This is a genomic window from Achromobacter spanius, from assembly GCF_002966795.1.
GTDB lineage: Bacteria > Pseudomonadota > Gammaproteobacteria > Burkholderiales > Burkholderiaceae_B > Achromobacter > Achromobacter spanius_D.
The window spans coordinates 430,857-457,125 of the sequence record NZ_CP023270.1 but is presented as its reverse complement, the minus strand read 5'-3'; the positions used below and the strand labels follow the sequence as shown (position 1 = coordinate 457,125).

Sequence of the window (26,269 nt, the reverse complement as noted above, 5' to 3'; positions counted from 1 at the left end):
AGCCCCATTTTTTTGCTCAGCGATATCAGGAGGCGTTCAACACCCGGATCGGCGCACCCGCCGCCCACGCCTTCACGGCTTCCAGGCAGTTCTGATAGAACGCCTCGAAGTTCTCGCGGCTGACGTAGCCCAGGTGCGGCGTGAGAATCACGTTGTCCAGGTCGCGCACGTTGTCGGTGGGGGACAGCGGCTCTTCGGGGTAGACGTCCAGGCCCGCGCCGGCGATGCGGAATTTAACCAGCGCGTCCATCAGCGCGTCCTGGTCGACGAGACCGGCGCGCGACGTATTCACCAGGTAGGCGGTCGGCTTCATTGCGGCCAGCGCGGTGGCGTCGACCACGTTGCGGCTGCGCTCGGACAGGATCAGATGCAGGCTCACGACGTCGGACGTGGAAAAGAGTTCGTGCTTGTCCACGCGCGTGACGCCCGCGGCCTGGGCGCGCTCGTCGGTCAGGTTGGGGCTCCAGGCCACCACGTCCATGCCGAAGGCCAGACCCACCTTGGCCACCGCGGCGCCCAGCTTGCCCAGGCCCACCACGCCCAGGCGCTTGCCGGCCAGCGGCTCGGGCATGGCCGTCTGCCACATGCCGCGGCGCATGGCGGCGTCTTCGGCGGGCAGGTGCTTGAAGAGGCCCAGGATGTGCGCCCAGGCGAGTTCGGCCGTGGCGGTGTTGGCGTCGGCGCTGCCTGGCGCGCCCGACACGACGATGCCCTGCGCGGCGCAGGCCTGCATGTCGATGGCGTTGTTGCGCATGCCGGTAGTGACCAGGAGGCGCAGCTTGGGCAGTGCGCGGATGCGCTCGGCGGGAAACGGCGTGCGCTCGCGCATGGCGACGATCACGTCGAAGGACTCGAGCGCGGCCTCGACCTGGTCGTCGGGGATGAAGTTGTTGAAGATCTGCACCTCGGCGTCACCGCCCAGCGAGGTCCAATCCGCATAGCGCCGGGCTACGTCGTGGTAATCGTCGAGTATTGCGATTTTCAAGTCTTGTCTCCGGGAGGGATGGCGCTAGCCGCGCCCCCCTTTCCCGGGCCGGCGCGACGCGCGCCGGTCAGTTCAAACGGGCCTTGAGCTGGTCCAGCGGCAGCGCACCGCTGATGCGTGAGCCGTCGGCAAAGAACAGTGTCGGCGTACCGCGCACCATCAATTGCTGGCCAAGCTCCAGCAGCTTGTCTTCAGGCACGTCGCATTCGGCGTTGGGCGGCGTCTTGCCGCGCAGCATCCAGTCGTCCCAGGTCTTGCCCTGGTCCTTGGCGCACCAGACGTTGCGCACCTTGACCTTGGAGTCCGGCGACAGGATGGGATAGAGGAAGGTGTAGACGGTCAGGTTGTCCACACCTTCGAGCGTCTTGCGCAACTGCTTGCAGTAGCCGCAGTTGGGGTCTTCAAAGATGGCGACCTTGCGCGAGCCGTCGCCCTTGACCTGCTTGATCGCCAGGTCCAGCGGCAACTGGTCGAAGGTGACGGCGCTGAGCTTTTCCTGGGATTCGCGGGTGACGTCGCGGCGCGTCGCGGCGTCGATCAGCGGTCCTTCCATGACCCACGTGACGCCTTCGTCGGTGTAGATCAGGTCCATGCCGAGCTGCACTTCAAAGAGGCCATAAGGCGTGCGGCGCACGGTCGTGACGTTCATGCCGGAAAAGCGCTGCTGGAAGCGTTCCTTGACGGCGGCAGACTGCGGATCGAGTTCGGTGGTGGAGACGCTTTTTTCGCCCTTGGCCGCCTGCCCCACGGACTGCGTGGAGACGGACTTCGCGCCCTGCGCATGAGCCGTGGCGGACAAGCCGATGCCTGCGGCGAGGAAACAGACCGCCAGCGTGGCGGGTATGCGGAATTTCATCGGTACTCCTGGTCTTGTCAGTCGTGTGCTCAGCCGGAAAGCGTAACCGATCCGGGGCGGGCGGCCGCGGCCGGCGGCGGGTGGGGCGAATCTGTATCAGACGGGCGCCGGCCGCCGCAGGTTCCGCCCGGCGTCAACGTCCGGCCGGGTTTGGCCGAGTCGGGCCGGGTTGGGCCTGGTCTGCCCTAATTGGCCGACGCCCCCGCGATCAGCCGGCGCTTGATCAGCGGCGCGCCTTCGACCCAATGCATGCCGGCGTTGCGCAGCCAGACGAGCGGCGTCGCCTTCGATCCGAACAGCTTGTGCAGGCCGTCGGTGGCCAAGCGCATGGCCAGGACCGGCTCGGCGCGCGCCCGCTGGTAGCGGTGCAGCACGCGCAGGTCGCCGGCCTGGCGGAAGGGTTCGCGGTCGGCGACGATGCGCGCCAGCGCCTCGACGTCGCCCAGCCCCAGATTCAGGCCCTGCCCCGCCAGCGGGTGCAGGCGGTGCGCGGCGTCTCCGGCCAGCGCAATGCCGGGGGCCACCATCTGGGCGCGCTCCAGCGTCAGCGGAAAACCGTGCAGCTTGCTGCGGACCTTCAGGCGGCCCAGCCGCCCTTCGGCAGCCTGGGCCAGCAGGGCCTCCAGGCGGGGGGTTTGCGCTTCCTGGGGCAGTTCGAGCAGTTGCTGGGCCAGTTCGCTGCGCATGGACCACACCATGGACACCTGCGGACCGTCCGCGGTGTCGGGCAGCGGCAGCAGCGCCAGCACGCCGTCGTCGCGGAACCATTGGATTGCGGTGCCCTGGTGCGGCAGTTCCGCGTCCAGATGCACGACGAGTCCGGTGTCGTTGTAGGACTGGGCTTCGTGCTTCAGCCCGGCCGCCTCGCGCAGCGGCGAAGCCGCGCCATCGGCGCCGACGAAGAGTTCGGCCTGGATGCGCGCGCCGCTTTCGGTGTCGACCGCGCCGTTCTGGTAGCTGGTGCAGCGGTCTTCGAGCCACGCAATGCCGAACATGCGCACGGCCTGGATCAGGACGCGCTCGATCTCGCCGGATTCGACGATCCAGGCCAGTTGCGGCAGCGCCGCCTGCCAGGCGTTCAGGTTGACCTGGCCGTCCGCGTCGCCGTGGATCTCCATGGCCTGCACGGGCATGAGCCGCGACGCGGGCATGGCGTCCCACACGCCGATGTCGGCCAGAAAGCGCTGGCTGGCCGGCGAAATGGCGTAGACGCGGGGGTGATAGCGATTGGGATCGGCGGGCGGCACGGCGGCGCGCGGCGCCAGCACGGCCACGCGCTGGCCGCGGCGGGCCAGCGCCAGCGCGGTGGACAGGCCGACGATGCCGGCCCCGCAAACTACGATCTGATGGCTCATCGTGCGGAAGGCTCCCCGGCCTGTTTGGGCCACAGCAGCCACATCTGGCCGCGTTGCTTCATGCGGCCGGCCTGCTGGCCGGCTTCTTCGCCGTAGCCCCAGTAGAAGTCGGCGCGCGCCGCCCCGCGGATGGCGGTGCCGGTGTCCTGGGCGAACACCAGACGCTGCAAGGGACGGTCCGACGCGGGATAGGTGGTGGACAGGAACAGCGGCGTGCCGAGCGGCACGAAGGTCGCGTCCACCGCCACCGAGCGCCGCGGCGCGAGCGGAATGGCGTAGGCGCCCTTGGGGCCTTGTTCGGGGTCGATGACCGCCTCTTCGCGGAAGAACACCACGGCCGGGTTGGCGTTGAGCATTTCTGGCACGCGCTTGGGATTGCGCTGCGCCCAGGCCCGGATGTTCTGCATCGACGCCTGGTCGGCCGTGAGTTCGCCGCGGTCGATCAGCCAGCGGCCGATGGACGCGTAGGGCTGCCCGTTGTGGTCGGCGTAGGCAACGCGGATGGTCTTGCCGGCGTCGGGGCCGTCGGTCAGCTGCACGCGGCCGGAGCCCTGTACCTGCAGGAAGAAGTTGTCCACGGGGTCGTCCACCCAGACCACCACGGGCGGGCGGCGGCCGGACGACGATTCGATGGCGGCGCGCGTGTCGTACGGCACGACGCGCTTGCCGTCCAGCTTGCCGCGCACGCGCTTGCCGGCCAGATCGGGGTAGATGGAACCCAGGTCGATGGTCAGCAGATCGGCCGGCACCGCGTACAGCGGCCATTGATAGACGCCGCCCTGGCGGCGCGATCCGCGCACCAGGGGTTCGTAGTAGCCCGTCACCGTATTGGTGGCCGGCTTGCCGTCGGCCGCGTTCAGGCGCCAGGGTTGCAGGTAGGTCTGCAGGAAACGGCGCACGCCTTCGGCGTCGCCGGCGGCGGGCGCGCGGGCCGGATCGATGGCCGCGGCGCAGACCGGCTGCCAGGCGCGCGGCGTGGCGCGCGCGGGCGCGGCCAGGTTGCCGCTGGTGGGCCGCATCAGCCCCTTGCAGTTGCGCAGGAACAGGGGCCAGAACTGGGACAGATCGTCGGCGCTCCAGCCGGGCAGCTCGGACCAGTTGGCGGGCTTCATCTTGCCGGCCAGCGCGCGCGGCGCGGTGTCGGGCAGCGAGCCCAGCGGCGGCACGACGAGCGGGCCGTCAGCCGCGGGCGGACGCGCGCCGGGCGTGGCGGGCAGGCCGGATTCAGGGGGGATATCCGAGGGGGTGGAACATGCCGCCAGCAGAATCGACAGCACGGACAGGCTAAGAATGCGCTTCATGTGCAGAGGGAAAAACGTGCAACGGAAGGCCGGACCATACTCAGTGCAAGGTGCGCGGCATGGCCAGGACGAATTCGGTGATCGGCACTTCGAACGGAATGCCGTTCTCGCCGACGCAGTGGTAGATGCCGCGCATCGTGCCCACCGGCGTGGGCAAGGGACAGCCGCTGGTGTACTCGAAGGTCTCGCCCGGGGCCAGGAGGGGCTGCTGCCCCACGATGCCCAGGCCGCGCACTTCCTGCACGCGCTGGTTGCCATCGGTGATGATCCAGTGGCGGCTGATCACCTGCGCGGGATGTTCGCCGGTATTGGTGATGCGGACGGTGTAGGCGAACACGAATTGCTGTTCGCCGGGGTCGGACTGTTCGGGCACGAAGCGCGGCGAGACAGAGACGCTCAGGTCGTAAGGTTTCACAGTCCTTCCCTGTGTGGCTGAACGCGGGCGGCGCAACATTGGCGCCCACGCTTGGAAGACGGAATTTCAGGCGCGCCAACCGGGGCATACCCGCTGCGGCGCCTCAAACTGCAATAATGGCACATTATGCCCTCCCCGACCCCGAACATCATGTCCAAGCAAACGGCCTCCACCCGCATTACTCCCAGCATCCTGTCGGCTGACTTCGCCCGGCTGGGCGAGGAAGTCCGCAACGTCGTCGCCGCCGGCGCCGACTGGATCCACGTGGACGTGATGGACAACCACTATGTCCCCAACCTGACGATCGGCCCGATGGTCTGTGCCGCGATCCGCCCCCACGTTCAGGTGCCGATCGACGTGCACCTGATGGTCGAACCCGTGGACGCGCTGGTGCCGCAGTTTGCCAAGGCCGGCGCCGACTACATCAGCTTTCACCCCGACGCGAGCGCCCACGTGGACCGCACGCTGTCCCTGATCCGCGAAAACGGCTGCAAGGCAGGTCTCGTCTTCAATCCCGCCACGCCGCTGTCCTACATGGACTACGTGATGGACAAGATCGACCTGGTGCTCATCATGTCGGTGAACCCGGGGTTTGGCGGCCAAAGCTTCATCCCGGCGGCGCTGACCAAGCTGCGCGAGGCCCGCGCCCGCATCGACGCGTGGATGCAGGCCGGCGGCCAGGAGATCGTTCTGCAGGTGGACGGCGGCGTCAAGATCGACAACATCGCCGAGATCCGCGCCGCGGGCGCAGACACGTTCGTGGCCGGCTCGGCCATCTTCGGCAAGCCGGATTACGCCGGCATCATCAAGGCCATGCGCGACCAGATCGCCATCGGCGAAACCACCGCCGTTTAAGGAATACGACATGACCGCTTTTCGCGCCGCGCTGCTGGACCTGGACGGTACCCTGCTCGACTCCATTCCCGATCTGGCCTTCGCCGCCAACGCGATGCGCGTTGAACTTGGCATGATCGCGCTGCGCGAGGACGTGGTTGCCACGTTCGTCGGCAAGGGTGTGGATAACCTGGTGCGGCGCAGCCTTGCCGGTTCGCTCGACGCCGCCGACCCGACGCCCGACGAATTCCAGCGCGCCCGCGAGGCCTTCTACCGCCATTACCACCTGGTGAACGGCGAGCGCGCGCAGGTCTACCCGGGCGTGATCGAAGGCCTCAAGCTTATGCGCGACCAGGGCCTGAAGCTGGCCGTGGTCACCAACAAGCCCACGGAATTCACCCTGCCGCTGCTGCAGCGCACGGGGCTGGCGGGCTTTTTCGAGGCCGTGGTGTGCGGCGACACCTGCGAGCGCCGCAAGCCCGATCCCGACCAGATCCACCATGCGTGCGACCTGATGGGCGTGGACGTGACCGAGGCCGTGACGATCGGCGATTCGATCAACGACGCGCAGGCCGGCCGCAGCGCGGGCACGCAGGTCCTGGTGGTGCCGTATGGCTACAACGAAGGACGTGACGTGCGCGAGCTGGATGTCGATGGTATAGTTGACACGCTTGTTGACGCCGCCCAGTGGGTCGCGCTCTGGAATCAGAACCAGAACGCAGCAAAAGTCCCCGCTTGAAGCGCGTTGCCACTCAAGCAAGAATTCACTACCGCGTACTCATTACCGAACCGCTAAATGAACGTTTCCATCCAGAACCAAATGCTCGGCGCCTCGTGGCGTTGGTGGCGTTTGTCTTCCGGGTGGCGATGATTCCCCTTCCCGGCCCTAGACGCGACCTTGCCGCCTAGCGCCGACACTGTGTAAACAGCGCCCAACCCGGAACCAGTCAACTGGACCGGGTTTTTTGTTGCGTGCCCGGTCCGAAAGCAGACACCGCTTACGAGACCCGACATGACCGAAATCGAATTCAAGGCCCTTGCGGCACAAGGCTACAACCGCATTCCGCTGGTGGCCGAGACCTACGCCGACCTGGACACCCCGCTTGGCATCTACCTGAAGCTGGCGCACTCGGGCCCCTTGGCCGGCCGCATGACCTGCCTGATGGAATCCGTGGTGGGCGGCGAGCGCTTCGGCCGCTATTCGTTCATCGGCCTGCCCGCGCGCACGGTGATCCGCGCCAGCGGCACGCGCACCGAGGTGCTGCACGACGGCAAGGTCGCCGAGACGCACGATGGCGATCCGCTGGCCTTCATCGAGCAATACCAGAGCCGCTTCAAGGTCGCGCTGCGCCCGGGCATGCCGCGCTTCTGCGGCGGCCTGGCCGGTTACTTCGGCTACGACACCGTGCGCCACATCGAGCCGTGCCTGGGTCCTGCGGTCAAGCCGTTTCCGGCCGGCATGGAAGGCGGCACGCCCGACCTGATGCTGATGCACGTGGACGAGCTGGTCATCGTCGACAACCTGGCCGGCCGCATCTACCTGATGGTCTACGCGGATCCCAGCCAGCCCGAGGCCTACAGCCGCGCGCAGCAGCGCCTGACCGACCTGCGCGCGCGCCTGCGCCGCCCCGTGGAGATTCCGTACAGCCACGCCAGCATGCAGACCGAGGAACGGCGCGATTTCAAGAAAGAGGATTACCTGGCGGCCGTGCTGCGCGCCAAGGAACACATCGCCGCCGGCGACCTGATGCAGGTGCAGATCGGCCAGGTCATCGCCAAGCCCTTCCGCGATTCGCCCCTGTCCCTCTACCGCGCCCTGCGGTCGCTCAATCCCTCCCCCTATATGTACTTCTGGAATTTTGGCGACTTCCAGGTGGTGGGCGCGTCGCCCGAGATCCTGGTGCGCCAGGAACGCACGGTGGAAAACGGCGAGCCGAAGTCGCAGATCACGATCCGTCCGCTGGCGGGCACCCGCAAGCGCGGCGGCACGCCCGAGGAAGACGCGGCGCTGGCGGCCGAACTGAAGGCGGACCCGAAGGAAATCGCCGAACACGTCATGCTGATCGACCTGGCGCGCAACGACGTGGGCCGCGTCGCGCAGGTGGGCTCGGTGAAGGTCAGCGACACCATGGTGATCGAGCGCTACTCGCACGTGATGCATCTGGTGTCGAACGTGACCGGCACGCTGAACCCCGGCATGAGCAGCATGGACGTGCTGCGCGCCTCGTTCCCGGCCGGCACGCTGACCGGCGCCCCCAAGGTCGAGGCCATGAAGATCATCGACGAGCTGGAACCCGTGCGCCGCGGCATCTACGGCGGCGCGGCCGGCTACCTGAGCTACGGCGGCGAGATGGACGTGGCGATTGCCATCCGCACGGGCGTCATCAAGGACGGCACGCTGTACGTGCAGGCGGCCGCCGGCATCGTGGCCGATTCGAACCCCGAAGCCGAATGGGCCGAGACCGAAGCCAAGGCGCGCGCCGTGCTGCGCGCGGCCGAGCAGGTGCAGCACGGCCTGGACGAACCCATCTAAAGGCCCCGGCCCAACCGACACCGCCCGGGCCGCAGAACGGCCCCGAGGAGAAAAAAATGCTGTTGATGATCGACAACTACGATTCCTTTACCTACAACCTGGTGCAGTACTTTGGCGAACTGGGCGTCGATGTGCGCGTGGCGCGCAACGACCAGATCACGCTCGAAGAAGTGGCTGCGCTCAATCCCGACCAGATCTGCGTGTCGCCCGGTCCATGCTCGCCGGCCGAGGCCGGCATCTCGGTGCCGCTGATCCAGGCATACGCCGGCAAGAAGCCCATTCTGGGCGTGTGCCTGGGCCACCAGGCCATCGGCGCGGCCTTTGGCGGCGACATCGTGCGTGCGCAGCAGATCATGCACGGCAAGACGATCCAGTTGTCGCACACCGGCACTGACATCTTTGAAGGCCTGCCGACGCCGTACACTGTCATCCGCTACAACTCGCTGACCATCGACCCGGCCACCCTGCCGGACTGCCTGGCGGTCACTGCGACGGCGCCTGACGGCGACATCATGGGCGTGCGGCACAAGACGCTGCCGCTGTACGGGGTACAGTTCCACCCCGAATCCGTACTGAGTGAGCACGGCCACGCCCTGCTGCGCAATTTCCTGAACCTCGCCTGAAAGGACGCACCGTGACGATTTCCCCCTCCGAAGCGCTGACGCGCTGCATCGAACACCGCGAAATTTTCCACGACGAAATGCTGCACCTGATGCGCATGCTGATGCGCGGCGAGATGTCGCCGCAGATCGCCAGCGCGCTCTTGATGGGCCTGCGCGTCAAGAAGGAAACCGTCGGCGAGATCACCGCCGCGGCCCAGGTCATGCGCGAGTTCGCCACGCCCGTGGTCACGCCCAATCCGAACGACCTGCTGGACATGTGCGGCACGGGCGGCGACGGCAGCCACACATTCAACATTTCCACGACCGCGATGTTCGTCGCGGCCGCGGCCGGCGTGCCGATTGCCAAGCACGGCAACCGCAGCGCCTCGTCGTCCAGCGGCAGCGCCGACGTGCTGGAGGCGCTGGGCGCCAACCTGGTGCTGACCCCGGAACAGGTGGCCGAATGCATCCAGGCGACCGGCATCGGTTTCATGTTTGCGCCCGCCCACCACGGCGCGATGAAGAACGTGGCCGCCGTCCGCAAGGAACTGGCGGTGCGCACGATCTTCAACATCCTGGGTCCGCTGACCAACCCGGCCGGCGCCGCCAACCAATTGATGGGCGTGTTCCACCCCGACCTCGTCGGCATCCAGGTGCGCGTGCTGGAACGCCTGGGTTCGCGCCACGTGCTGGTCGTGCACGGCAAGGACGGCATGGACGAAGCCTCGCTGGGCGGGGCCACGATGGTCGGCGAACTGAAGGACGGCGTGGTCCGTGAATACGAGATCCATCCCGAGGACTACGGGCTATCCATGATGTCCAACCGGAGCATCAAGGTGTCCAATCGCGAGCAGTCGCGCGAGCTTGTCATAGAGGCGCTGGAGAATGTCGAGGGCGCGGCCAGAGACATCGTCGCCCTGAACGCCGGGCTCGCCATCTATGCCGGCAACAAAGCCGATTCCATTCCCGAAGCCTTAGCGCTAGCATTTGAACTAATTTCCACCGGCGCGGCGCGAGCCAAGCTGGAAGAATTCTGCGCATACACCCGGACATTCCAGAAATGAACGATATTCTCGCGAAGATCCTCGCCGTCAAGGCTGAGGAAGTCGCCGCCGCTCGCCAGATGCGCAGCGAAGCCGAAGTCCTGCGCGAAGCGCAGGCGCGCCAGGACGTGCGCGGTTTCGCCCAGGCCATCGAAGACAAGATCTCGCAGGGCAAGGCCGGCGTCATCGCTGAAATCAAGAAAGCCTCGCCCTCGAAGGGCGTCATCCGCGAGGGCTTTGCGCCCGCCGAGATCGCCGCCACCTACGCCGTGCACGGCGCGGCCTGCCTGTCGGTGCTGACGGACGTGCAGTTCTTCCAGGGCTCGCACGACCACCTGCGCCAGGCGCGGGCCGCGTGCGCACTGCCGGTGCTGCGCAAGGATTTCGTGATCGATCCCTATCAGATCGTCGCGGCGCGTGCGATGGGCGCCGACTGCGTGCTGCTGATTGTGGCCGCGCTCACCCCCGCGCAATTGCGCGAGTACGAAACGCTGGCGATCGAACTGGGCATGGACGTGCTGGTCGAGGTGCATGACGCCCAGGAGCTGGACGTCGCGCTTACGCTCAAGACGCCGCTCTTGGGCATCAACAACCGCAACCTGCGCACGTTCGAAACCAGCCTGCAGACCACGCTGGACCTCCTGCCGCGCATCCCGGCCGGCAAACGCGTGGTCACCGAAAGCGGCATCCTCAAGCCGGAAGACGTGAAGCTGATGCGCGACCACAAGGTCGACGCGTTCCTGGTGGGCGAAGCGTTCATGCGCGCCAAGGATCCGGGTGCGGAACTGGCGCGTCTGATCGGCTGATCGCCCGCTGCGCGTTCCTGCAGCGGTTATTTGGGGCGCGCCAGGCCCAATGCGGCGGCGCGCCGATACACCGTGCTGCGGTGCACGCCCAACGCGCGCGCCGCGCGGCTGACACTGCCGCCGTTTTCGGCCAACGCGCCGCGGATGGCGGCATCCGTCATGGCGTGCAGATCGCCGCTTCCATTATTCGGTGCGGACGCGGATGTTGCAGCGCCGGTCGCCTGCGCGCCGATCTTCGGGGCGCTCGCGGCACCGCGCAATTCCGCGGGCAGCATGTCGGCATCCACCCTGCCCGCCGGTCCCGCCAGCACATGCAACGTGCGCAGCACCGACGCCAGTTGGCGGTAATTGCCGGGCCACGAATACGCCGCGAGTACGGCTTCGATGGCCGGTGGCAGCGCGGGACCCGCGCCTTGCGCCGCCCACAGCTCGCGCAGCAATTCCAGACGGTCGGCCCGCGCGCGCAGGGGCTCGAGCGTGACGGTGTATTCGGCAATCCGGAAGTACAGGTCAGGACGCACTGGTGCATCCGGGCCTTCATGCGCAAGCGGCCGATGCGTCGCGCACACCAGGGTGAAGTCCACCCGCACGGGCCGCGCCGCGCCCAACGGCGAGACCTCGCGCGTCTGCAGCACGCGCAGCAGGCGCGATTGCAGCAGCAGCGGCATATCGCCGATCTCGTCCAGGAACAGCACGCCGCCATGCGCCTGCCGTAGCAGACCCTTGCTGCCCTGGCGGCGCGCGCCGGTGAAGGCGCCTTCTTCGTAGCCGAACAACTCCGATTCGATCAGGCTTTCCGGCAAGGCGGCGCAGTTGACTGCCACGAAGGGGCCGGCGGCGCGTTGGCCGCGCGCGTGGATCTGCCGCGCAAACACCTCCTTGCCGACGCCCGTTTCGCCCTGCAGCAGGATCGACACGCCAGCATCCGCCAGATGCACGGCGCGCGCCAGCGCGCCTAGCGTTGCGGCGTCGAAGCTGGGGGCCGGGGTTTTGGCCTGCGCGCCGGGTGGGCGCGATGCGGGCGTGGTGGGCGGTTGCGGAGCGCGCGTGCGTGGCATGCGCAGCCGCGCGTGATAGACCGCGCCCGTTCGTGCATGCACCCTGCCCGAGGCATCCGGGCATCGTTCGATGTCACCGTCGAACACGTCCGCGTAGCGGTACACGCCCAGCGCGGTCGCCGCCAGTGCCAGTGCCTGCAGCGCGCGCCGGTTGGCGCCGATGAGCAGGTCGCCCTGAAATGCCAGCAAGGCTTCGCCGGGCTCGCCCAGGCCGGTGGGGTCGGCGTGCAGGCGCAGCACCGTGCATTGTTCATAGGCGCTTTCGAACAATTGATGTTCGATGCGGTCCACCGCCACGCGCACCAGTGCCAGCACATCGGGGCGCACGTCACGGGCCTGGCTGGATAGATCGAGCACGCCCAGCGTGCGGCCTTCGCTGTCGGTGATGGGAACGGCCGCGCAGGTCAGGATGCGGTTGGGTTCGAAATAGTGTTCCGCGCCGTGCACGGCGATGGGCCGGCCTTCGACCAGCGCGGTGCCGATGGCATTGGTGCCGGCGGCGGCTTCGTCCCACGGCGCGCCGGGCATCAGGGCCACGCGCGAGGCGCGATGCGCAAAGCCCGTATCGCCGTCCGAGTCCAGCACCAGGCCCTGCGCGTCCGACAGGATGACGAGGTTGCCGCTGCCGCCGGCCTGGCGGCGCAGATAGGCGATGGCGGGTTCGGACAGGCGGCGCAGCGCTTCGTTGCGCTGCTGGGCTTCGCGCAGTTCGCCCTGCGTCATGAGCTCGGCGCGACGCACGCCACGCATGTCGAAACCCAGGTCGGCGCAGCGGCGCCAGGAACGCAGGATGGGTTCGGCAACCATGCCGCCCGGCACCGCGCCCTGCTGATTGAAGAGCAGCCGCGCCTGCGTCAGCGTCTGCCGACCGGAGTGAGAAGCCATGTATGTCTCCTGGGACCGGCGTTCTGCGACGCCTGTGCTGCGACACCTGTTGCGCGACACCGTCGCGGATTGCGACATCGAAAAACTACTTTCGCACGCGTGCGGCGGGCTGTCCAGCCGGGATGGCCCGATTGGCATGCGTTTTGCTTGATACCGGACAGGCAGTCCACTGCCGCCATTCCAACGATACGGAGACAAGCATGGATATCGCGACCCGCGTTACCCCGGAGACCTACGGCACCCGCCTGGACCTCAAGACGCAGTACGACAATTTCATCGACGGCAAATGGCAGTCGCCCGCGGATGGCGAATACTTCGACAACGTCACGCCGGTCACGGGCCAGACCCTGAGCCGCAACGCGCGCTCGAAGGAGCGCGACATCGAATTGGCGCTGGACGCCGCGCACCGCGCCGCGCCGAAATGGGGTTCGACCCCGGCCGCCGAACGCGCCCGCATGCTCATGAAGATCGCGGACGTGATGGAAGCCAACCTGGAACGCCTGGCCACGGCGGAAACCTGGGACAACGGCAAGCCCATCCGCGAAGCCCGCGCCGCCGACATTCCGCTGGCCATCGACCACTTCCGCTATTTCGCCTCGTGCATCCGCAGCCAGGAAGGCGGGCTGTCCGAGATCGACCACGACACCGTGGCTTACCACTTCAACGAACCGCTAGGCGTGGTCGGTCAGATCATTCCGTGGAACTTCCCCATCCTGATGGCCGCGTGGAAGCTTGCGCCTGCGCTGGCCGCCGGCAATTGCGTGGTGCTGAAACCCGCCGAACAGACGCCGCTGGGCATCCTGCTGCTGATGGAACTGATCGGCGACATCCTGCCGCCGGGCGTCGTGAACGTGGTGACCGGCTTCGGGCTGGAAGCCGGCAAGCCGCTGGCATCCAGCAAGCGCATCGCCAAGATCGCCTTCACCGGCGAGACCACCACCGGCCGGCTCATCATGCAGTACGCGTCGCAGAACATCATCCCCGTCACGCTGGAACTGGGCGGCAAGTCGCCCAACATCTTCTTTGCGGACGTGGCGGCGCAGGACGACGACTTCCTGGACAAGGCGGTCGAGGGCTTTGTCATGTTCGCGTTGAACCAGGGCGAAGTGTGCACGTGCCCCAGCCGCGCACTCATCCAGGAATCGCTCTACGACAAGTTCATGGAACGCGCCCTGAAACGCGTGGCCGAGATCAAGCAGGGCAATCCGCTGGATGCCGACACCATGCTGGGCGCGCAGGCCTCCACCGAGCAGCTCGAAAAGATCCTGTCCTATCTGGACATCGGCAAGCAGGAAGGCGCGGACGTGCTGGCAGGCGGCTCGCGCGCGCAGATGCAGGGCGGACTGGAAGGCGGCTATTACGTGCAGCCCACGGTGTTCAAGGGCCACAACAAGATGCGCGTGTTCCAGGAAGAAATCTTCGGGCCGGTCGTGGCGGTCACCACGTTCAAGGACGCCGATGATGCGCTGGCGCTGGCCAACGACACGCTGTACGGCCTGGGCGCCGGCGTGTGGTCGCGCGACGCCAACACGTGCTATCGCATGGGCCGCGCGATCAAGGCGGGACGCGTATGGACCAACTGCTATCACGCCTATCCAGCGCACGCGGCATTTGGCGGCTACAAGCAATCGGGCATCGGACGCGAGAACCACAAGATGATGCTCAACCACTATCAGCAGACGAAGAACCTGCTGGTGAGCTATTCGCCGAAGAAGCTGGGGTTCTTCTGATCTGCCGGGCTTGATCCACCTATCCACGCCGCTTGCGCGGCCAACCTGCGCGCCGGGTCCGCCCGGCGCGCTTGCAGAGGAATCCCGCCATGCCAGAGCACACGCCACGCGTGGTTGCGACCGACGAGGCGCGCCAGCTGATCGACACCCTGCGCGCCAAGCACGGACCGCTGATGTTTCACCAATCCGGCGGCTGCTGCGACGGCAGCTCGCCCATGTGTTATCCACAGGGCGAGTTCATGGTGGGCGGCTCGGACGTGCTGTTGGGCGATCTGGAAGGTTGCCCATTCTGGATCGGCGAAGACCAGTTCGCTTACTGGGAACACACCCAGCTCGTCATCGACGCCGTGCCCGGACGCGGCGGCGCGTTTTCGCTGGACAGCGCGGAGGGCAAGCGGTTCCTGTTGCGGTCGCGGCTGTACTCGGATGAGGAGTGGGCGAATGTCGGACCGGTGACAAAGGGCTAGCGCGCCTTAGCCGCGCTTGCCGTGGCCGCCGCCCTTGGACAGGGTGTCGTCCTGAAGGCTGGCGCGTTCGGCCTGTTTCCACTGGAACGACACCCGCCGGATGCGGGCCGCGCGAAATTGCGTGAACGAGCGGCCGCCCGGCATGGGCGCGCCGCGATAGGCGCTGCTTGCGTTTTTCATTGCTGATGATGCGGTGAGGAGAAAACTTTTGATGCAGGCCGGCTAGGCGCGGCCGGCTAGGCGCGGCCGGCTAGGCGCGGCCGGCTAGGCGCGGCCGGCTAGGCGCGGCCGGCTAGGCGTGCGCCCGCGGCGGCCAGGCGCTGGCGGGCGCTTTGCGGCGAGTCCAGTCCAGCGCATCTTCCAATCGGTCGTTGCCCCAGAACATTTCCCCGTCCACGAAAAGCGTCGGTGCGCCGAAGATGCCCAGGTCGCGTGCACGGTCGACCTGCTTGCGCAGCGCTTCCTTGGCGCTTTCCGTCTTGGCGCGGGCGATCAGCGCGTCGGCATCCAGCGACAGGCCAATGAGCAGATCGCGCACGACGTCCTCGGACTGGATATCCAGGTCATGCTGGAAATTCGCGCGGAACACCGCGACGCAGAAATCGCGGCCCCAGGGCTCGTCCTGGCCCAGCAACGCGATGCGCGCGGGCAGCACGCTCATGCGCGGAAAGAGGCGCGGACGGTTGTAGACCACGCCGTACTTCTCGGCCAGGCGCGCGATATCGCGCATCATGTAGGCGCCCTTGCCCGGAAACAGCCGGAACGGCGTGTCGTTCCAGCCCTGCGCCTGAAAGATCGGCCCCAGCAGAAACGGCCGCAGATCGACCTTGACCTCGGCCTCGCGCGCAAGCGTGTCGATGCGCTCGATCGCCAGATAGCTGTACGGGCTGGCGAAATCGAACCACATTTCGATGCGGGGCGTATCGGGCAAGGACGCGGTCATGTCAGAAACTCCGGTTGTAGCGCGACCTGCGCATCCGGCAGGCCGCTGAGAACGACGTCGCGATCGCTGTGCACGGTCAGGGATTCGCCCGCTTGCAGCACGCTGTCATCGAAGCGGCGGTATTCGGAGATCCACACGGTGCCGGCGTGACACACGATGCGCACGCCCGAAGCGCGCTTGAGCAGCATAGTCGAGCCGCCGGCCAAACGGAATGACATTCCCGCGGTGCAACATAACTGGATCATGGCGAACCTCCCGGCCGCAGCAGCGGCGATCGCGGCGGACAACCGCGATCTGGTCCCGGTCACCCAACGTCTGAGTCATATTGGACGCCCGCGGCGTACTATTGCTCAAGCGACTTTTCCGTCCGACACGCATGAGTTTCACGAATGCCATACCCGCTTGCGAAACTGCCACCGCTTGATCTTGTCCGCGGCTTTGTCGCCGTCGGCCGCCGCATGAGCATCACGCTCGCCGCGCAGGACCTGCATGTCACGCAGTCCGCCGTCAGCCGTCAGATCCGCGCCTTGGAAGCGCATTTGGGGGTGCCGTTGCTGGTGCGGGGATTTCGCAGCGTCACGTTCACCGCCGAAGGCGCGCAACTCTTTCGAATGGCCGACGTCTGGTTGAGCCAGCTTGGCGACCTGACCGAACAACTACGCGCCCCCGAGCGGCGCACGCCCGTTACCGTCACCACCACCATCGGCGTGGCCTCGTTGTGGCTGCTGCCCCGGCTGGGCGACTTTCAGGCGGCGCATCCCGATATCGACGTGCGTGTGGCCGCCGACAACCGGCTGATCGACATCGACCGCGAAGCCGTCGACATCGCCATCCGCTACAGCGAGCGCAACTCGGTCTCCGATGGCGCCGTGTGGCTATTCGGCGAATCGGTGGTGCCGGTGGCCCACCCGTCGCTCGACGCGCGCGAGCTGGATGCGCGCGAGTTGCAGCGCCACGTGCTGCTGGAATTCGACGATCCCACGCGGCCATGGCTGCAATGGTCGGAATGGCTGAACGCGCGCGGTCTGGGCCGCGTGCGCGCGAAAGGCATGCTGCGCTTCAACCAGTACGACCAGATCGTGCATGCCGCGCTGGCCGGCCACGGCATCGCGCTGGGACGGCTGGCGCTGATCGCACCCATGCTGGCGGACCGGCGGCTGGCGCTCGTCGGCAGCCCTGAGGCCAGCGCCACCGAACACGCCTACTGGCTGGTGCGCAACGCGCGGCGCAGCACGCCCGATGCCGACGTCGTCACGCAATGGCTGGTGGATCAGGCGGTGGCGACCGCGCGGGATCTGACGCGCTGAGCGGATACGCCGACGCCGCGGGCGCGCGGATGTCCAGCTGTCCGCATGTCCTGCTGTCCGGTTATCCGCTTGCCCGGCTGTCCGCTTGTTTGCTAGTTCGCTGGTCCGGTCAGTCCACCACGACCTGCGCCGGACCGGCAGCCATCTCGCCGATCACGACGGCCTGGCCGAAGCCCTGTCCGTGGAAGATCGCGAGCACCGCATCGGCGGCCTCCGGCGCGCACGATACCAGCAGGCCGCCCGAGGTTTGCGGATCGGTCAGCAACGCCCGCTGGGTGTCTGACACCCCGGCGCCGAGGCGCACCGATTCGCCGTACGACGTCCAGTTGCGGCCGGACGCGCCCGTGATCACGCCGTCTGCCGCGAACCCCTGCACGCCCGGCAGCCATGGCAACGCATCCAGCCGCACGCGGGCGGTCAGCTTCGCGCCGCGCGCCATCTCCAGCGCATGGCCCAACAGGCCAAAGCCCGTCACGTCCGTGATCGCGTGCACCCCGTCCAGCGCAGCCAGCGCGGGACCGGGACGATTCAGGCGTGTCGTCGTGTCGATCATGACGCGGTAACCGTCCACGTCCAGCAGATTCTTCTTGAGCGCGGCCGACAGGATGCCCACCCCCAGGCCCTTGCCCAAGATCAGCACATCGCCGGCGCGCGCGTCCGCATTGCGCTTGATGCGGTCCGGATGCACCAGGCCCATCGCGGCCAGGCCATAGATGGGTTCCACCGAATCAATGCTGTGGCCGCCCGCCACCGGAATGCCCGCGTCCGCACAGACCGATTCGCCGCCCTTCAGGATCTCGGCGATCACGCCGTGCGGCAGCACGTTGATCGGCATGCCGACGATCGCCAGCGCCATGATCGGCGTGCCGCCCATCGCGTACACATCCGATAGCGCGTTCGTCGCGGCGATGCGGCCGAAGTCGAAGGGATCGTCCACGATGGGCATGAAGAAGTCGGTCGTGGCGATGAGCGCCTGCTCGTCGTTCAGCCGGTACACCGCTGCATCATCCGCGGTTTCCGTGCCCACCAGCAGGTTGGGATAGCTGGCGGCGGGGCCGAACCGCGCCAGCAGCGCCGACAGCACACCCGGCGCAATCTTGCAGCCGCAGCCGCCGCCATGCGATAGCGAGGTCAAGCGCGGCGCGTTTGTGGACGCAACATCCTGGGTCATCTCAGTCTCCGTGAGTCAGTCGGAAAAAGGATAGCACCGGCCCTGTGAATGGCCCTATGATCGAACGCAGCCAGCCCCTCGCCATTGAACGCTCGCTTGCAGGAGTCCGCCTTGATCAGCCGCCGCCGCCTCCTGCAAACCGGTCTGTCGCTTGCGGCGCTGCCCGCGTGGGCCGGTGCTGCGAATAACGCGACAAACAGTGCGACAAATAGCGCTGCCGGTAACGCCGCGAATGGGGCGGCCACCAACACCGCCACATTGAAAGCCGCCACCGGCCCCGACTGGGTCGCGTGGACCGGCCCCACCCCGCCGCTCGTCCTTCCAGACATGGGGGGCCGCGAGCAAAAGCTTTCGGCGTGGCGCGGCAGCGTCGTCATCGTCAGCTTCTGGGCCACGTGGTGCGAACCGTGCCGCGACGAACTCCCCGTTCTGTCCACCATGGCCAAACGGCATCGCGAAGAAGGCCTGCGCCTTGTCGCCGTCAACGTCGGCGAAGCGCCCGCCAAAATCTCGGCCTTCCTGAAAAAAACCCCCATCAACGGCACGGTCCTGCACGACCGCAACAGCGCCGCGTCAAAAAAATGGGACGCCGCCGCACTGCCCGCCAACTTCCTCGTCGACCGCGTCGGCGCGATCCGGTATTGGCATCTGGGCGAGCTGGACTGGAAGTCGCACACGGTAGGCGGTGTGGTCACGCGCATGCTGCGCAGTTGATGGAGAGCCACGCATTTGCGCCGGTGTCAGACACCCGGGCGCGGCAACGCACTGCGACGGACATCTCGTAGGGGTGTCAGACACCTGGATGCGGCGGTCGTCGCACGGTCTTGTGTGCACTGCAAAAAACTTCCTATAGAATAGGAACCATTCTCAAATATAAAGCCGCTGACGCCGCCGCCGTCGCGCCGTTTTCCCACGAAGCATGTCCGTCACTGTCGATCCCGGCCGCCAGCACGCGCTGCATGGCCTCTATGCAGACAATCACCACTGGCTCGTCGATCTGCTGCTGCGGCGGCTGCGTCATCGCGGCGACGCGCAGGACCTTGCGTCCGAGACCTTCCTGCAGATCGTGGCCTCGCCGGACGATCCGCGCGGCATCCGCGAGCCGCGCGCCTACCTCACCTGCATCGCCAAACGGCTGGCCTACCGGCTGTACCGCCGGCGCGATCTGGAGCGCGCGTACCTGGACCGCATCGCGCTGATGGCGCCGGACCACGCGCCGTCGGCGGAACAATGCGCGATCGAACTTGAAGCCATCCTGCGCATCGACGCCAAGCTGTACGGCCTGCCGCCGGACGTGCGCGCGGCGTTCCTGTACAGCGTGTTCGACGAGCTCGGCTATGACGACATCGCGGCACGGTTGCGGATTTCCACGCGCACCGTGGCGCGTCACGTCAAACGCGCGCTGCTGCACTGCCTGGCGGGAGACCGTTAGGTGGCGCGGCGACGCCAGAAGGCCGACCCGACCGAGGCGGCGGTGGACTGGATGGTGCTGCTGCGCTCGGGAAGCGCGACGGCCGCCGACCGCGGCGCCTTTACGGCGTGGCGCGATGCCGACGCCAGCCATGCCGAGGCGTGGACGCGCCTGCAATCGGCCATTCCGGGCCTGGCGCCCGCCGCCGATGGCGCCGCAGCCGCCGCCCGGCGCAACGCCCGCGACGTGCTGTTGCTGCCGCCGCGCCGCATCGTGCTCAAGTCGCTCGCCGGCGTGGGGGTACTGCTGGGCATCGGGGGCACGGCGGCCAATCGTCTGGTGCCAGTGGGGCAACTGACCGCGGACGTGTACACCGGCACCGCCGAACGCAAGCAGATCGCGCTGCCCGACCACAGCATCCTCAACCTGAACGCACGTTCGGCGGTGGACGTGGATTTCTCGGCAGACCGACGCCTGGTGCGGCTGCGTGCCGGCTCGGTGGTGGTGCGCGTCGCGCCGGATCCAGGCCGGCCTTTCTCGGTGCAGACCGACGATGGCCTGGTCACCGCGCTGGGCACGCAATTTCTGGTCCGCCAGGATGCGGGGTCCACGCGCGTCGTGGTTCTGGAACACGAGGTGGCCGTCGTCACCGCGCAGGGCGCGCGCCTCGTGCTGCAAGCGGGCGAAGGCGCGGACTTCGACGCAGCCCGCATCAAGCGCACCGATGTCTCGCAAGCCACCGGCGCGGAATGGATGAACGGCCACCTGCTGGTCAACCGGCAACCGCTGTCCTATGTGATCGGCGAACTGCAACGCTACCGCCGTGGCGTGCTGCGCGTCTCGCCCGCCGCGGCCGGCATTCCCGTGCAGGGCGGCTTCCCGCTTGACGACGTGAACGCCAGCCTGGCCGGGCTGGCAGACACCCTGCCCATCACCGTCCGCGATTTCGGCGGCTGGTTGACCCTGATCGATAAGCGCTGAACGCGCACACGAAACAGTTTGTAAGTTTCTGTCCTGTTGCCCGCCCTGCCGACACAAGCCAGGCAATACCCTGTCGGAGAGCTATCCCATCATGACCCGCCCCCAAGAGCCTCGCCTGCGCCGCTTCGGCCTGGCCATCTTGAGCGCTGCGCTGCTGCTGGCCTGGAACGGCCTGCAGACGGCATCCGCCCAATCCGCCCCGGCGGACTCCGCCCCGCAAGCCGGCGCCGGCTTATACACCTTCTCGATCCCCGCCGGTTCCCTGGCCGAGACGTTGAACCGCATCTCGCTGGCGACCGGGCGCGTGGTGTCGGTCAACCCGCAGGCCGTGGAAGGCAAATCGGCGCCCGCGATCGAAGGGCCGCTCAGCGCGGAAGCCGCCGTGCAGCGCGCGCTGGCGGGCAGCGGACTGGAAGCCGTCGTCACCCCCAGCCGCGCCATCACGGTGCGGCCGGCGGCCGGCGCGGGCCAGGCGGCCACGCTGGCGCCAGTCACCGTGACGGGTTCCTACCGGCATCCCGCCGTCACGGAAGGCACGCGGTCCTACACCACCACGGCGGTCAGCATCGGCAAGTCCGAGCGGTCGCTGCGCGAGGTGCCGCAATCCATTTCGGTGCTGACGCGCCAGCGCATGGACGACCAGAACGTCACCACGCTGGGCCAGGCCATGGACTACGTCACCGGCGTGGTGTCGCAACCCACGGGCACCGGCATCGTCAACATCGAATCGCGCGGCTTCCAGATAAACCAGTATCTGGTCGATGGCCTGCCCTTTGCGGGCGGCCAGGGCATGTGGGGCAGCTCGATCATGGATCTGGGCATCTACGACCGCGTCGAGGTCTGGCGAGGCCCCACCGGCCTGCTGGAAGGCGCGGCCGAGCCCAGCGGCACCATCAACCTGGTGCGCAAGCGGGCACGCGCCGAACCCGGTTTTCAGGGCGCGGCAAGCGTGGGCTCGTGGGACCGCTACCGCGTCGAACTGGACGGCACCGGCGCATTGAACGACACCGGCACCCTGCGCGCGCGCGGCGTGATGATCTACGACGACGCGGGTAGCCACCTGCACCGCGTGTATGCCGACCGCCGCACCCTGTACGGCACCGTGGAATACGACTTCACGCCGAACACCACGCTGTCGGTGGGCGGCACCTACCAGGAGGGCGATTCGCTGGTTTTCGTGGGCCTGCCGCAGTACGCCGACGGCCGCAACATCGACGTGCCGCGTTCGACCTTTCTGGGTTCGACGGACTCGACCAAGCACGACAACGGCATGAGCCTGTTTGCCGAGCTGGAGCATCGCTTCGACAACGGCGGCCTGTTCAGGCTGAACGCCAGCCAGGCGGTGCGCCGCACCTGGCTGAACCGCTACATGACGCACAGCTACATCGACCCGGTCACGGACGAGGTCACGATCCGCGCGGCGCGCCAACGCTCCCGCCAGGAGAACCAGGGCTTCGACGCGTACTTCAGCGTGCCGGTGCAAGGTTGGGGATTGACCCACGAGATCACAGCCGGCGCGAACTATCAGGTCTATCGCGGCGGCAATCCGCAGGGCGACTTCATTGCCTACCGGCAGAACATCCACAATCCGGACCTGAGCGGGCTGGACAGCCTGCCGGACGTCGGCGAGATTCCGCGCACCAAGACCACGCAGTACGGCGTCTACACGCAGGCCCGCATCAAGCCGGTGCAGCCGCTGACCGTGCTGCTGGGCGGCCGCTACGCCTGGTGGGAAAGCCGCAACCCGGACGATGCCGCCGTCAACCAGTCCATCAAGGGCGAGTTCGTGCCTTATGCGGGGCTGGTGCTGGACCTGGACGACAACCATTCCGTCTATGCCAGCTACAGCCGCATCTTCAGCCCGCAGACCGAAGAGCTGGCCTCGGGCGGCTTTCTCAAGCCGCGCATCGGGCAGCAGTACGAAGTCGGCATCAAGGGGGAGTACCTGAATGGCGCGCTGAACACGCACATGGCGCTGTTCCGGATCGACGACCGCAACCGCGCCATCGCCGATCCCGACAACGAAGACTACTCGCTGCCTGCCGGTCACGTGCGCAGCCAGGGCTTCGAGGCCGAGATCAGCGGCCGCATGACCCCGCAGTGGGAACTGACGGCGGGCTATGCCTACACCGCCACGAAGTTCCGCAGCGGCGAGGACAACGAAGTGGGACAGCCCTACAACTCGGCCTACCCGCGCCACAACTTTTCGCTGTGGAGCAAGTACCGGTTTGGCGAGGGTCCGTTGAACCGGTTCTCGGTGGGCGGCGGGATGCGCTGGCTTAGCGAGCAGTACATCCAGCGCGGCGCGGTGCGCTGGAACCAGCCGGCCTATGCCCTGGTCGATCTGCAACTGGGCTATGAGGTCCGCCCGGGCATGAACATGAGCCTGACCGTCTACAACCTGTTCGACAAGACGTACTTCAAGAAGGTGTCCGGTCATGAGTTCCGGCAGACCTACTTTGGCGAACCGCGCTCGGTGATGCTGACGATGCGCGGCACGTTCTGATGACGGCCCAGGTGCTGCACGCGGACATTCTGCGCCAGCACGCCGCGCGCACCCGGCGCCGTGTGCTGGCGCTCGCCCTGGCGGGGGTGGCGCTGGCCGCCTGCCTGGCGGCGGACGTGGCGCTGGGTTCCACCGACTTCGCATTCGGCGACATCCTGCGGGCGGTGTTTGCGCCGGACAGCGTCGATCCGGAAACGGCGATCATCGTCTGGTCGCTGCGCCTGCCCTACGCGCTGCTGGCCGTGCTGGTGGGCGCCGCATTGTCGCTGGCCGGCGCCGAGATGCAGACCGTGCTGGACAATCCGCTTGCTGACCCCTTCACGCTGGGCGTGTCCTCGGCCGCGTCGCTGGGCGCGGCGCTGGCCATCGTGACCGGCCTGCATCTGCCCGGCGTGCCGGCCGAATGGTCGCTGGCCGCCAACACCTTTGTGTTTGCCTTTGCCTCGGTGCTGCTGCTGCAGGCCGTTACGCGACGGGGTCGGCGCGGCAAGCAGACCATGGTGCTATTCGGCATTTCCATGGTGTTCACGTTCAATGCCCTGGTGGCGCTGCTGCAGTACGCGGCCAACCCCGAAGACCTGCAGCAGCTGGTGTTCTGGAGCATGGGCAGCCTGGCGCTTGCCAGCTGGCCGAAGCTGCAGGTGTTGGGCGTGGCGCTGCTGGTGATGCTGCCCTTTTCGCTTCGCGCCGCCGCGCGGCTGAACGTGTTGCGCATGGGCGAGGACCGTGCGCGCACGCTGGGCATCGATACCGGCAGGCTGCGCTTTGGCGCGCTGCTGCGCATCAGCCTGTTGGCCGCGACGGCCGTGGCGTTCGTGGGCACCATCGGATTCGTCGGCCTGGTGGGTCCGCACATTGCGCGCATGCTCATCGGCGAGGACCACCGTTACTTCCTGCCGGCCAGCGCGCTGACCGGCGCCGTGCTGATGTCGCTGGCGTCGATCGCCAGCAAGGCCATCGTGCCCGGCGTCATCCTGCCCGTGGGCATCGTCACGGCGATGGTCGGCGTACCGGTGTTCCTGTGGCTGATCATGCGACGGAGCACCAACGCATGACGGCCGGCTTCACAGGACTGCGCGTACGCCAGTTGCAGGCCGGCTACCGCGGCAAGCCCATCCTGCAGGGGCTCGACCTGCCCGATCTGCTGCCGGGCCAGGTCACCGCGCTGATCGGCCCGAACGGCGCGGGCAAGAGCACGCTGCTCAAGGCCATGGCAGGCTTGATTCCGACGCGGGGCGAGCTGGCGCTCAACGGCCAGGCGCTGGCTGCCATGCCGCCTGCGCAGCGCGCCGCTCACGTCGGCTACATGCCGCAGCGCCTGCCCGACGACCTGGACATCACCGTGCTGGAAAGCCTGCTGAGCATCCTGCGGGTAGGCGGCCTGGCTACCACGGCCGCCATGTCGCGCGCCCTGGCCACGCTGGATCGGCTGGGTATCGCCGCGCTGGCGATGCAGCCGCTGGGCAGTCTGTCGGGCGGCCAACGGCAGATGGCGAGCCTGGCACAGGCCCTGGCCACTTCACCGCAGGTGCTGCTGCTGGACGAACCCACAAGCGCGCTCGACCTGCGCCATCAGGCGGCCGTGATGCGCACGGTGCGCGCGTTGGCGCAGGCGCAGTGCATCGTCGTCGCGGTGCTGCACGACTTGAACCTGGCGGCACGTTGGGCCGATCGTGTCGTGGTGCTGAAGGCAGGCGCGCTATGCGCCAGCGGCACGCCGCGCGAGGCGCTCACGCCAGCGGTGCTGGCCGGCACGTATGGCGTGCGTGCGCGCGTCGAGGCGTGCTCGCAGGGATATCTGACCGTGCACGCGGACGCGGCGCTGGATGAGGACGCCGCGGCATGAAGGCATTCTTGCTGCGCCCGCTGCGTTCCCGCCGGTTTTCTTGTCTGACCGCGGTTTTACTCGGCAGCCTGCTGACGTTGTGCGCGGTCTCGGCCCTGCGCGCCGAACCGGCGCGCGCGGCCGCGTACCCCGTCACCGTGACCGACGCCGCCGGCCGCCAGGTGTTGATCGAACAGGCGCCCCGCCGCATCTATCTGCAGAACGGCAACGACGTTGTCGCGCTGGCTTTGCTCGACCGCGAGAATCCGTTCTCCCGCATCCTGGCGTGGCAGAACTCCCTGAACGACTCCGACCCCACGATATGGCGCAAGATGCGCCAGCGCTGGCCACACGCGGCGGACATTCCCGAATTGGCGTTCGACAACGGCGGCAACGCCGATGTGGAAAGGCTGGTGCGGTTGCGGCCCGATCTGCTGATCATGGACCTGAACACACGCGGCGCCGTGGAACGCGGGCCGCTGGCGCGCATCATGGCGCAACTGCGCGTACCCATCCTGTATCTGGACAGCTCGAAGGATCCGCTGAACAACGTGCCTGTTGGCCTGCGCGCATTGGGCGCGGCACTGGACCGGCGCGAACGGGCCGACGACTATCTGTCCTTCTACGCGCAGCGCCGCGCCGCCGTGCAGGCCGGCATCGACGCGTCGGCGCACCGGCCGCTGGCCTTCATCGAAGCGCGCGCGGGGCGGCAGGGCCTGGATCAATGCTGTTACTCGCAGGCCGAGACGTCATGGGGAAAGCTGATCGGTCAGGCCGGCGCGCGCAACTATGCATCGCTGCTGCTGCGCGGCGCCACGGGCGACATTGCGATGGAGACGCTGATCCGGAACAAGCCGGACGTCTACATCATGACCGGCACCGCGCGCGTGCGCACCGGGGCGCACGTCATTCCGTTCGGGTACGGCGCCACGCCGGCGGACGCACGGCAGGCGATGGCCAAGCTGATGGAACGGCCGGGCTTTGATCGCATCGCGCGACGGCCAGGCGACTGCGTGGTGGGTCTTTACCATCAGTTCTACAACAGCGCCTTGAACATCGCGGGCCTGGAATACCTGGCCCGCGCGCTGTATCCGCAGACGCTGGGCGAGCTGGATCCGGATGCGACGTATCGCGAGATCCTGGCGCGGTTCACGGAGATTCCCGACGCGCCGTTTCTGTTCGAGATGCACCGCGCTTTCGACGGCCGGAGCGGCTGCGCTTTCTGATTGGGGGATTGCGGCTTCTGGAATGCGGC

At 67.5% G+C, this 26,269-nt stretch carries 26 protein-coding genes; 16 read left to right on the top strand and 10 right to left on the bottom strand.

Going from position 1 to position 26,269, the window contains the following annotated elements; translation table 11 throughout:
- Positions 1-25: 25 nt before the first annotated feature.
- The 5 genes from CLM73_RS02045 to apaG all read right to left on the bottom strand — a co-directional run bounded on the left by CLM73_RS02045 (position 26) and on the right by apaG (position 4,912).
- Entirely contained in the window at positions 26-985 is a 960-nt protein-coding gene (locus CLM73_RS02045) for a D-2-hydroxyacid dehydrogenase family protein (protein ID WP_105237109.1), read from the bottom strand.
- A 67-nt stretch (positions 986-1,052) separates the two neighbouring features.
- On the bottom strand, positions 1,053-1,841 hold the full coding sequence (locus CLM73_RS02040; protein WP_105237108.1) for a DsbC family protein: 789 nt from the start codon (positions 1,839-1,841) through the stop codon (positions 1,053-1,055).
- A gap of 185 nt (positions 1,842-2,026) precedes the next feature.
- The gene (locus tag CLM73_RS02035; RefSeq protein ID WP_105237107.1) at positions 2,027-3,196 is read right to left on the bottom strand and encodes a UbiH/UbiF family hydroxylase; all 1,170 of its coding nucleotides are present in this window, start codon (positions 3,194-3,196) and stop codon (positions 2,027-2,029) included.
- Positions 3,193-4,497: a murein transglycosylase A gene (locus CLM73_RS02030; RefSeq protein WP_105237106.1), complete on the bottom strand. Its 1,305-nt coding sequence runs from the start codon at positions 4,495-4,497 to the stop codon at positions 3,193-3,195. The genes CLM73_RS02035 and CLM73_RS02030 overlap by 4 nt, the downstream gene beginning before the upstream one ends.
- A gap of 40 nt (positions 4,498-4,537) precedes the next feature.
- Positions 4,538-4,912: a Co2+/Mg2+ efflux protein ApaG gene (gene apaG / locus CLM73_RS02025; protein WP_056565024.1), complete on the bottom strand. Its 375-nt coding sequence runs from the start codon at positions 4,910-4,912 to the stop codon at positions 4,538-4,540.
- A gap of 126 nt (positions 4,913-5,038) precedes the next feature.
- On the opposite strand from apaG, the gene rpe reads away from it, so the two are divergent.
- The 6 genes from rpe to trpC all read left to right on the top strand — a co-directional run bounded on the left by rpe (position 5,039) and on the right by trpC (position 10,730).
- Complete coding sequence (rpe, locus tag CLM73_RS02020) at positions 5,039-5,767, top strand: ribulose-phosphate 3-epimerase (protein ID WP_105237105.1); 729 nt, start codon at positions 5,039-5,041, stop codon at positions 5,765-5,767.
- Between the two features lie 10 nt (positions 5,768-5,777).
- Positions 5,778-6,485 (top strand): phosphoglycolate phosphatase, encoded by a 708-nt coding sequence (locus CLM73_RS02015; protein ID WP_105237104.1) that lies wholly within the window; start codon positions 5,778-5,780, stop codon positions 6,483-6,485.
- Between the two features lie 273 nt (positions 6,486-6,758).
- The gene (gene trpE / locus CLM73_RS02010; RefSeq protein WP_056565035.1) at positions 6,759-8,279 is read left to right on the top strand and encodes an anthranilate synthase component I; all 1,521 of its coding nucleotides are present in this window, start codon (positions 6,759-6,761) and stop codon (positions 8,277-8,279) included.
- A gap of 56 nt (positions 8,280-8,335) precedes the next feature.
- Positions 8,336-8,902 carry an aminodeoxychorismate/anthranilate synthase component II gene (locus tag CLM73_RS02005; protein ID WP_105237103.1) on the top strand — a complete coding sequence of 189 codons (567 nt, stop codon included), beginning with the start codon at positions 8,336-8,338 and terminating at the stop codon, positions 8,900-8,902.
- Between the two features lie 11 nt (positions 8,903-8,913).
- Positions 8,914-9,945: an anthranilate phosphoribosyltransferase gene (gene trpD / locus CLM73_RS02000; RefSeq protein WP_105237102.1), complete on the top strand. Its 1,032-nt coding sequence runs from the start codon at positions 8,914-8,916 to the stop codon at positions 9,943-9,945.
- Entirely contained in the window at positions 9,942-10,730 is a 789-nt protein-coding gene (gene trpC / locus CLM73_RS01995) for an indole-3-glycerol phosphate synthase TrpC (protein ID WP_105237101.1), read from the top strand. Before trpD ends, trpC begins: the two co-directional genes overlap by 4 nt.
- A gap of 26 nt (positions 10,731-10,756) precedes the next feature.
- Here the strand turns inward: trpC and CLM73_RS01990 are convergent, their stop codons facing one another.
- Entirely contained in the window at positions 10,757-12,673 is a 1,917-nt protein-coding gene (locus CLM73_RS01990) for a sigma-54-dependent Fis family transcriptional regulator (protein ID WP_105237100.1), read from the bottom strand.
- Between the two features lie 200 nt (positions 12,674-12,873).
- On the opposite strand from CLM73_RS01990, the gene adh reads away from it, so the two are divergent.
- Positions 12,874-14,403, top strand: coding sequence for an aldehyde dehydrogenase (adh, locus tag CLM73_RS01985; RefSeq protein ID WP_056565046.1), 1,530 nt, complete (start codon positions 12,874-12,876; stop codon positions 14,401-14,403).
- 89 nt (positions 14,404-14,492) lie between these two features.
- Positions 14,493-14,870 (top strand): DUF779 domain-containing protein, encoded by a 378-nt coding sequence (locus CLM73_RS01980; RefSeq protein WP_056565049.1) that lies wholly within the window; start codon positions 14,493-14,495, stop codon positions 14,868-14,870.
- A gap of 6 nt (positions 14,871-14,876) precedes the next feature.
- Here CLM73_RS01980 and CLM73_RS29090 read toward each other — a convergent pair whose 3' ends face one another.
- From CLM73_RS29090 to CLM73_RS01970, 3 genes are all read right to left on the bottom strand, one after another.
- Entirely contained in the window at positions 14,877-15,050 is a 174-nt protein-coding gene (locus CLM73_RS29090; protein WP_199778235.1) for a hypothetical protein, read from the bottom strand.
- Positions 15,051-15,162: 112 nt separating this feature from the next.
- A complete protein-coding gene (locus tag CLM73_RS01975) occupies positions 15,163-15,813 on the bottom strand; it encodes a 2-hydroxychromene-2-carboxylate isomerase (RefSeq protein ID WP_105237099.1) in 651 nt (216 codons plus the stop codon).
- The gene (locus tag CLM73_RS01970) at positions 15,810-16,031 is read right to left on the bottom strand and encodes a DUF2917 domain-containing protein (protein ID WP_105237098.1); all 222 of its coding nucleotides are present in this window, start codon (positions 16,029-16,031) and stop codon (positions 15,810-15,812) included. Before CLM73_RS01970 ends, CLM73_RS01975 begins: the two co-directional genes overlap by 4 nt.
- A gap of 171 nt (positions 16,032-16,202) precedes the next feature.
- On the opposite strand from CLM73_RS01970, the gene CLM73_RS01965 reads away from it, so the two are divergent.
- A complete protein-coding gene (locus CLM73_RS01965; RefSeq protein ID WP_105237097.1) occupies positions 16,203-17,120 on the top strand; it encodes a LysR substrate-binding domain-containing protein in 918 nt (305 codons plus the stop codon).
- Between the two features lie 109 nt (positions 17,121-17,229).
- Here CLM73_RS01965 and selD read toward each other — a convergent pair whose 3' ends face one another.
- Entirely contained in the window at positions 17,230-18,291 is a 1,062-nt protein-coding gene (selD, locus tag CLM73_RS01960; protein ID WP_105237096.1) for a selenide, water dikinase SelD, read from the bottom strand.
- Positions 18,292-18,402: 111 nt separating this feature from the next.
- Here selD and CLM73_RS01955 point away from each other — a divergent pair, with 111 nt between their 5' ends.
- The 7 genes from CLM73_RS01955 to CLM73_RS01925 all read left to right on the top strand — a co-directional run bounded on the left by CLM73_RS01955 (position 18,403) and on the right by CLM73_RS01925 (position 26,240).
- Positions 18,403-19,005 carry a TlpA disulfide reductase family protein gene (locus CLM73_RS01955; RefSeq protein WP_105241346.1) on the top strand — a complete coding sequence of 201 codons (603 nt, stop codon included), beginning with the start codon at positions 18,403-18,405 and terminating at the stop codon, positions 19,003-19,005.
- Positions 19,006-19,210: 205 nt separating this feature from the next.
- Entirely contained in the window at positions 19,211-19,723 is a 513-nt protein-coding gene (locus CLM73_RS01950) for a sigma-70 family RNA polymerase sigma factor (RefSeq protein ID WP_105237095.1), read from the top strand.
- On the top strand, positions 19,724-20,683 hold the full coding sequence (locus CLM73_RS01945; RefSeq protein WP_234015792.1) for a FecR family protein: 960 nt from the start codon (positions 19,724-19,726) through the stop codon (positions 20,681-20,683).
- 91 nt (positions 20,684-20,774) lie between these two features.
- Complete coding sequence (locus tag CLM73_RS01940) at positions 20,775-23,189, top strand: TonB-dependent siderophore receptor (RefSeq protein ID WP_105237094.1); 2,415 nt, start codon at positions 20,775-20,777, stop codon at positions 23,187-23,189.
- On the top strand, positions 23,189-24,244 hold the full coding sequence (locus CLM73_RS01935) for a FecCD family ABC transporter permease (RefSeq protein WP_105237093.1): 1,056 nt from the start codon (positions 23,189-23,191) through the stop codon (positions 24,242-24,244). The genes CLM73_RS01940 and CLM73_RS01935 overlap by 1 nt, the downstream gene beginning before the upstream one ends.
- The gene (locus CLM73_RS01930; RefSeq protein ID WP_105237092.1) at positions 24,241-25,035 is read left to right on the top strand and encodes an ABC transporter ATP-binding protein; all 795 of its coding nucleotides are present in this window, start codon (positions 24,241-24,243) and stop codon (positions 25,033-25,035) included. Before CLM73_RS01935 ends, CLM73_RS01930 begins: the two co-directional genes overlap by 4 nt.
- Positions 25,032-26,240 carry an ABC transporter substrate-binding protein gene (locus tag CLM73_RS01925; protein WP_105237091.1) on the top strand — a complete coding sequence of 403 codons (1,209 nt, stop codon included), beginning with the start codon at positions 25,032-25,034 and terminating at the stop codon, positions 26,238-26,240. Before CLM73_RS01930 ends, CLM73_RS01925 begins: the two co-directional genes overlap by 4 nt.
- The last annotated feature ends 29 nt before the right edge of the window (positions 26,241-26,269 follow it).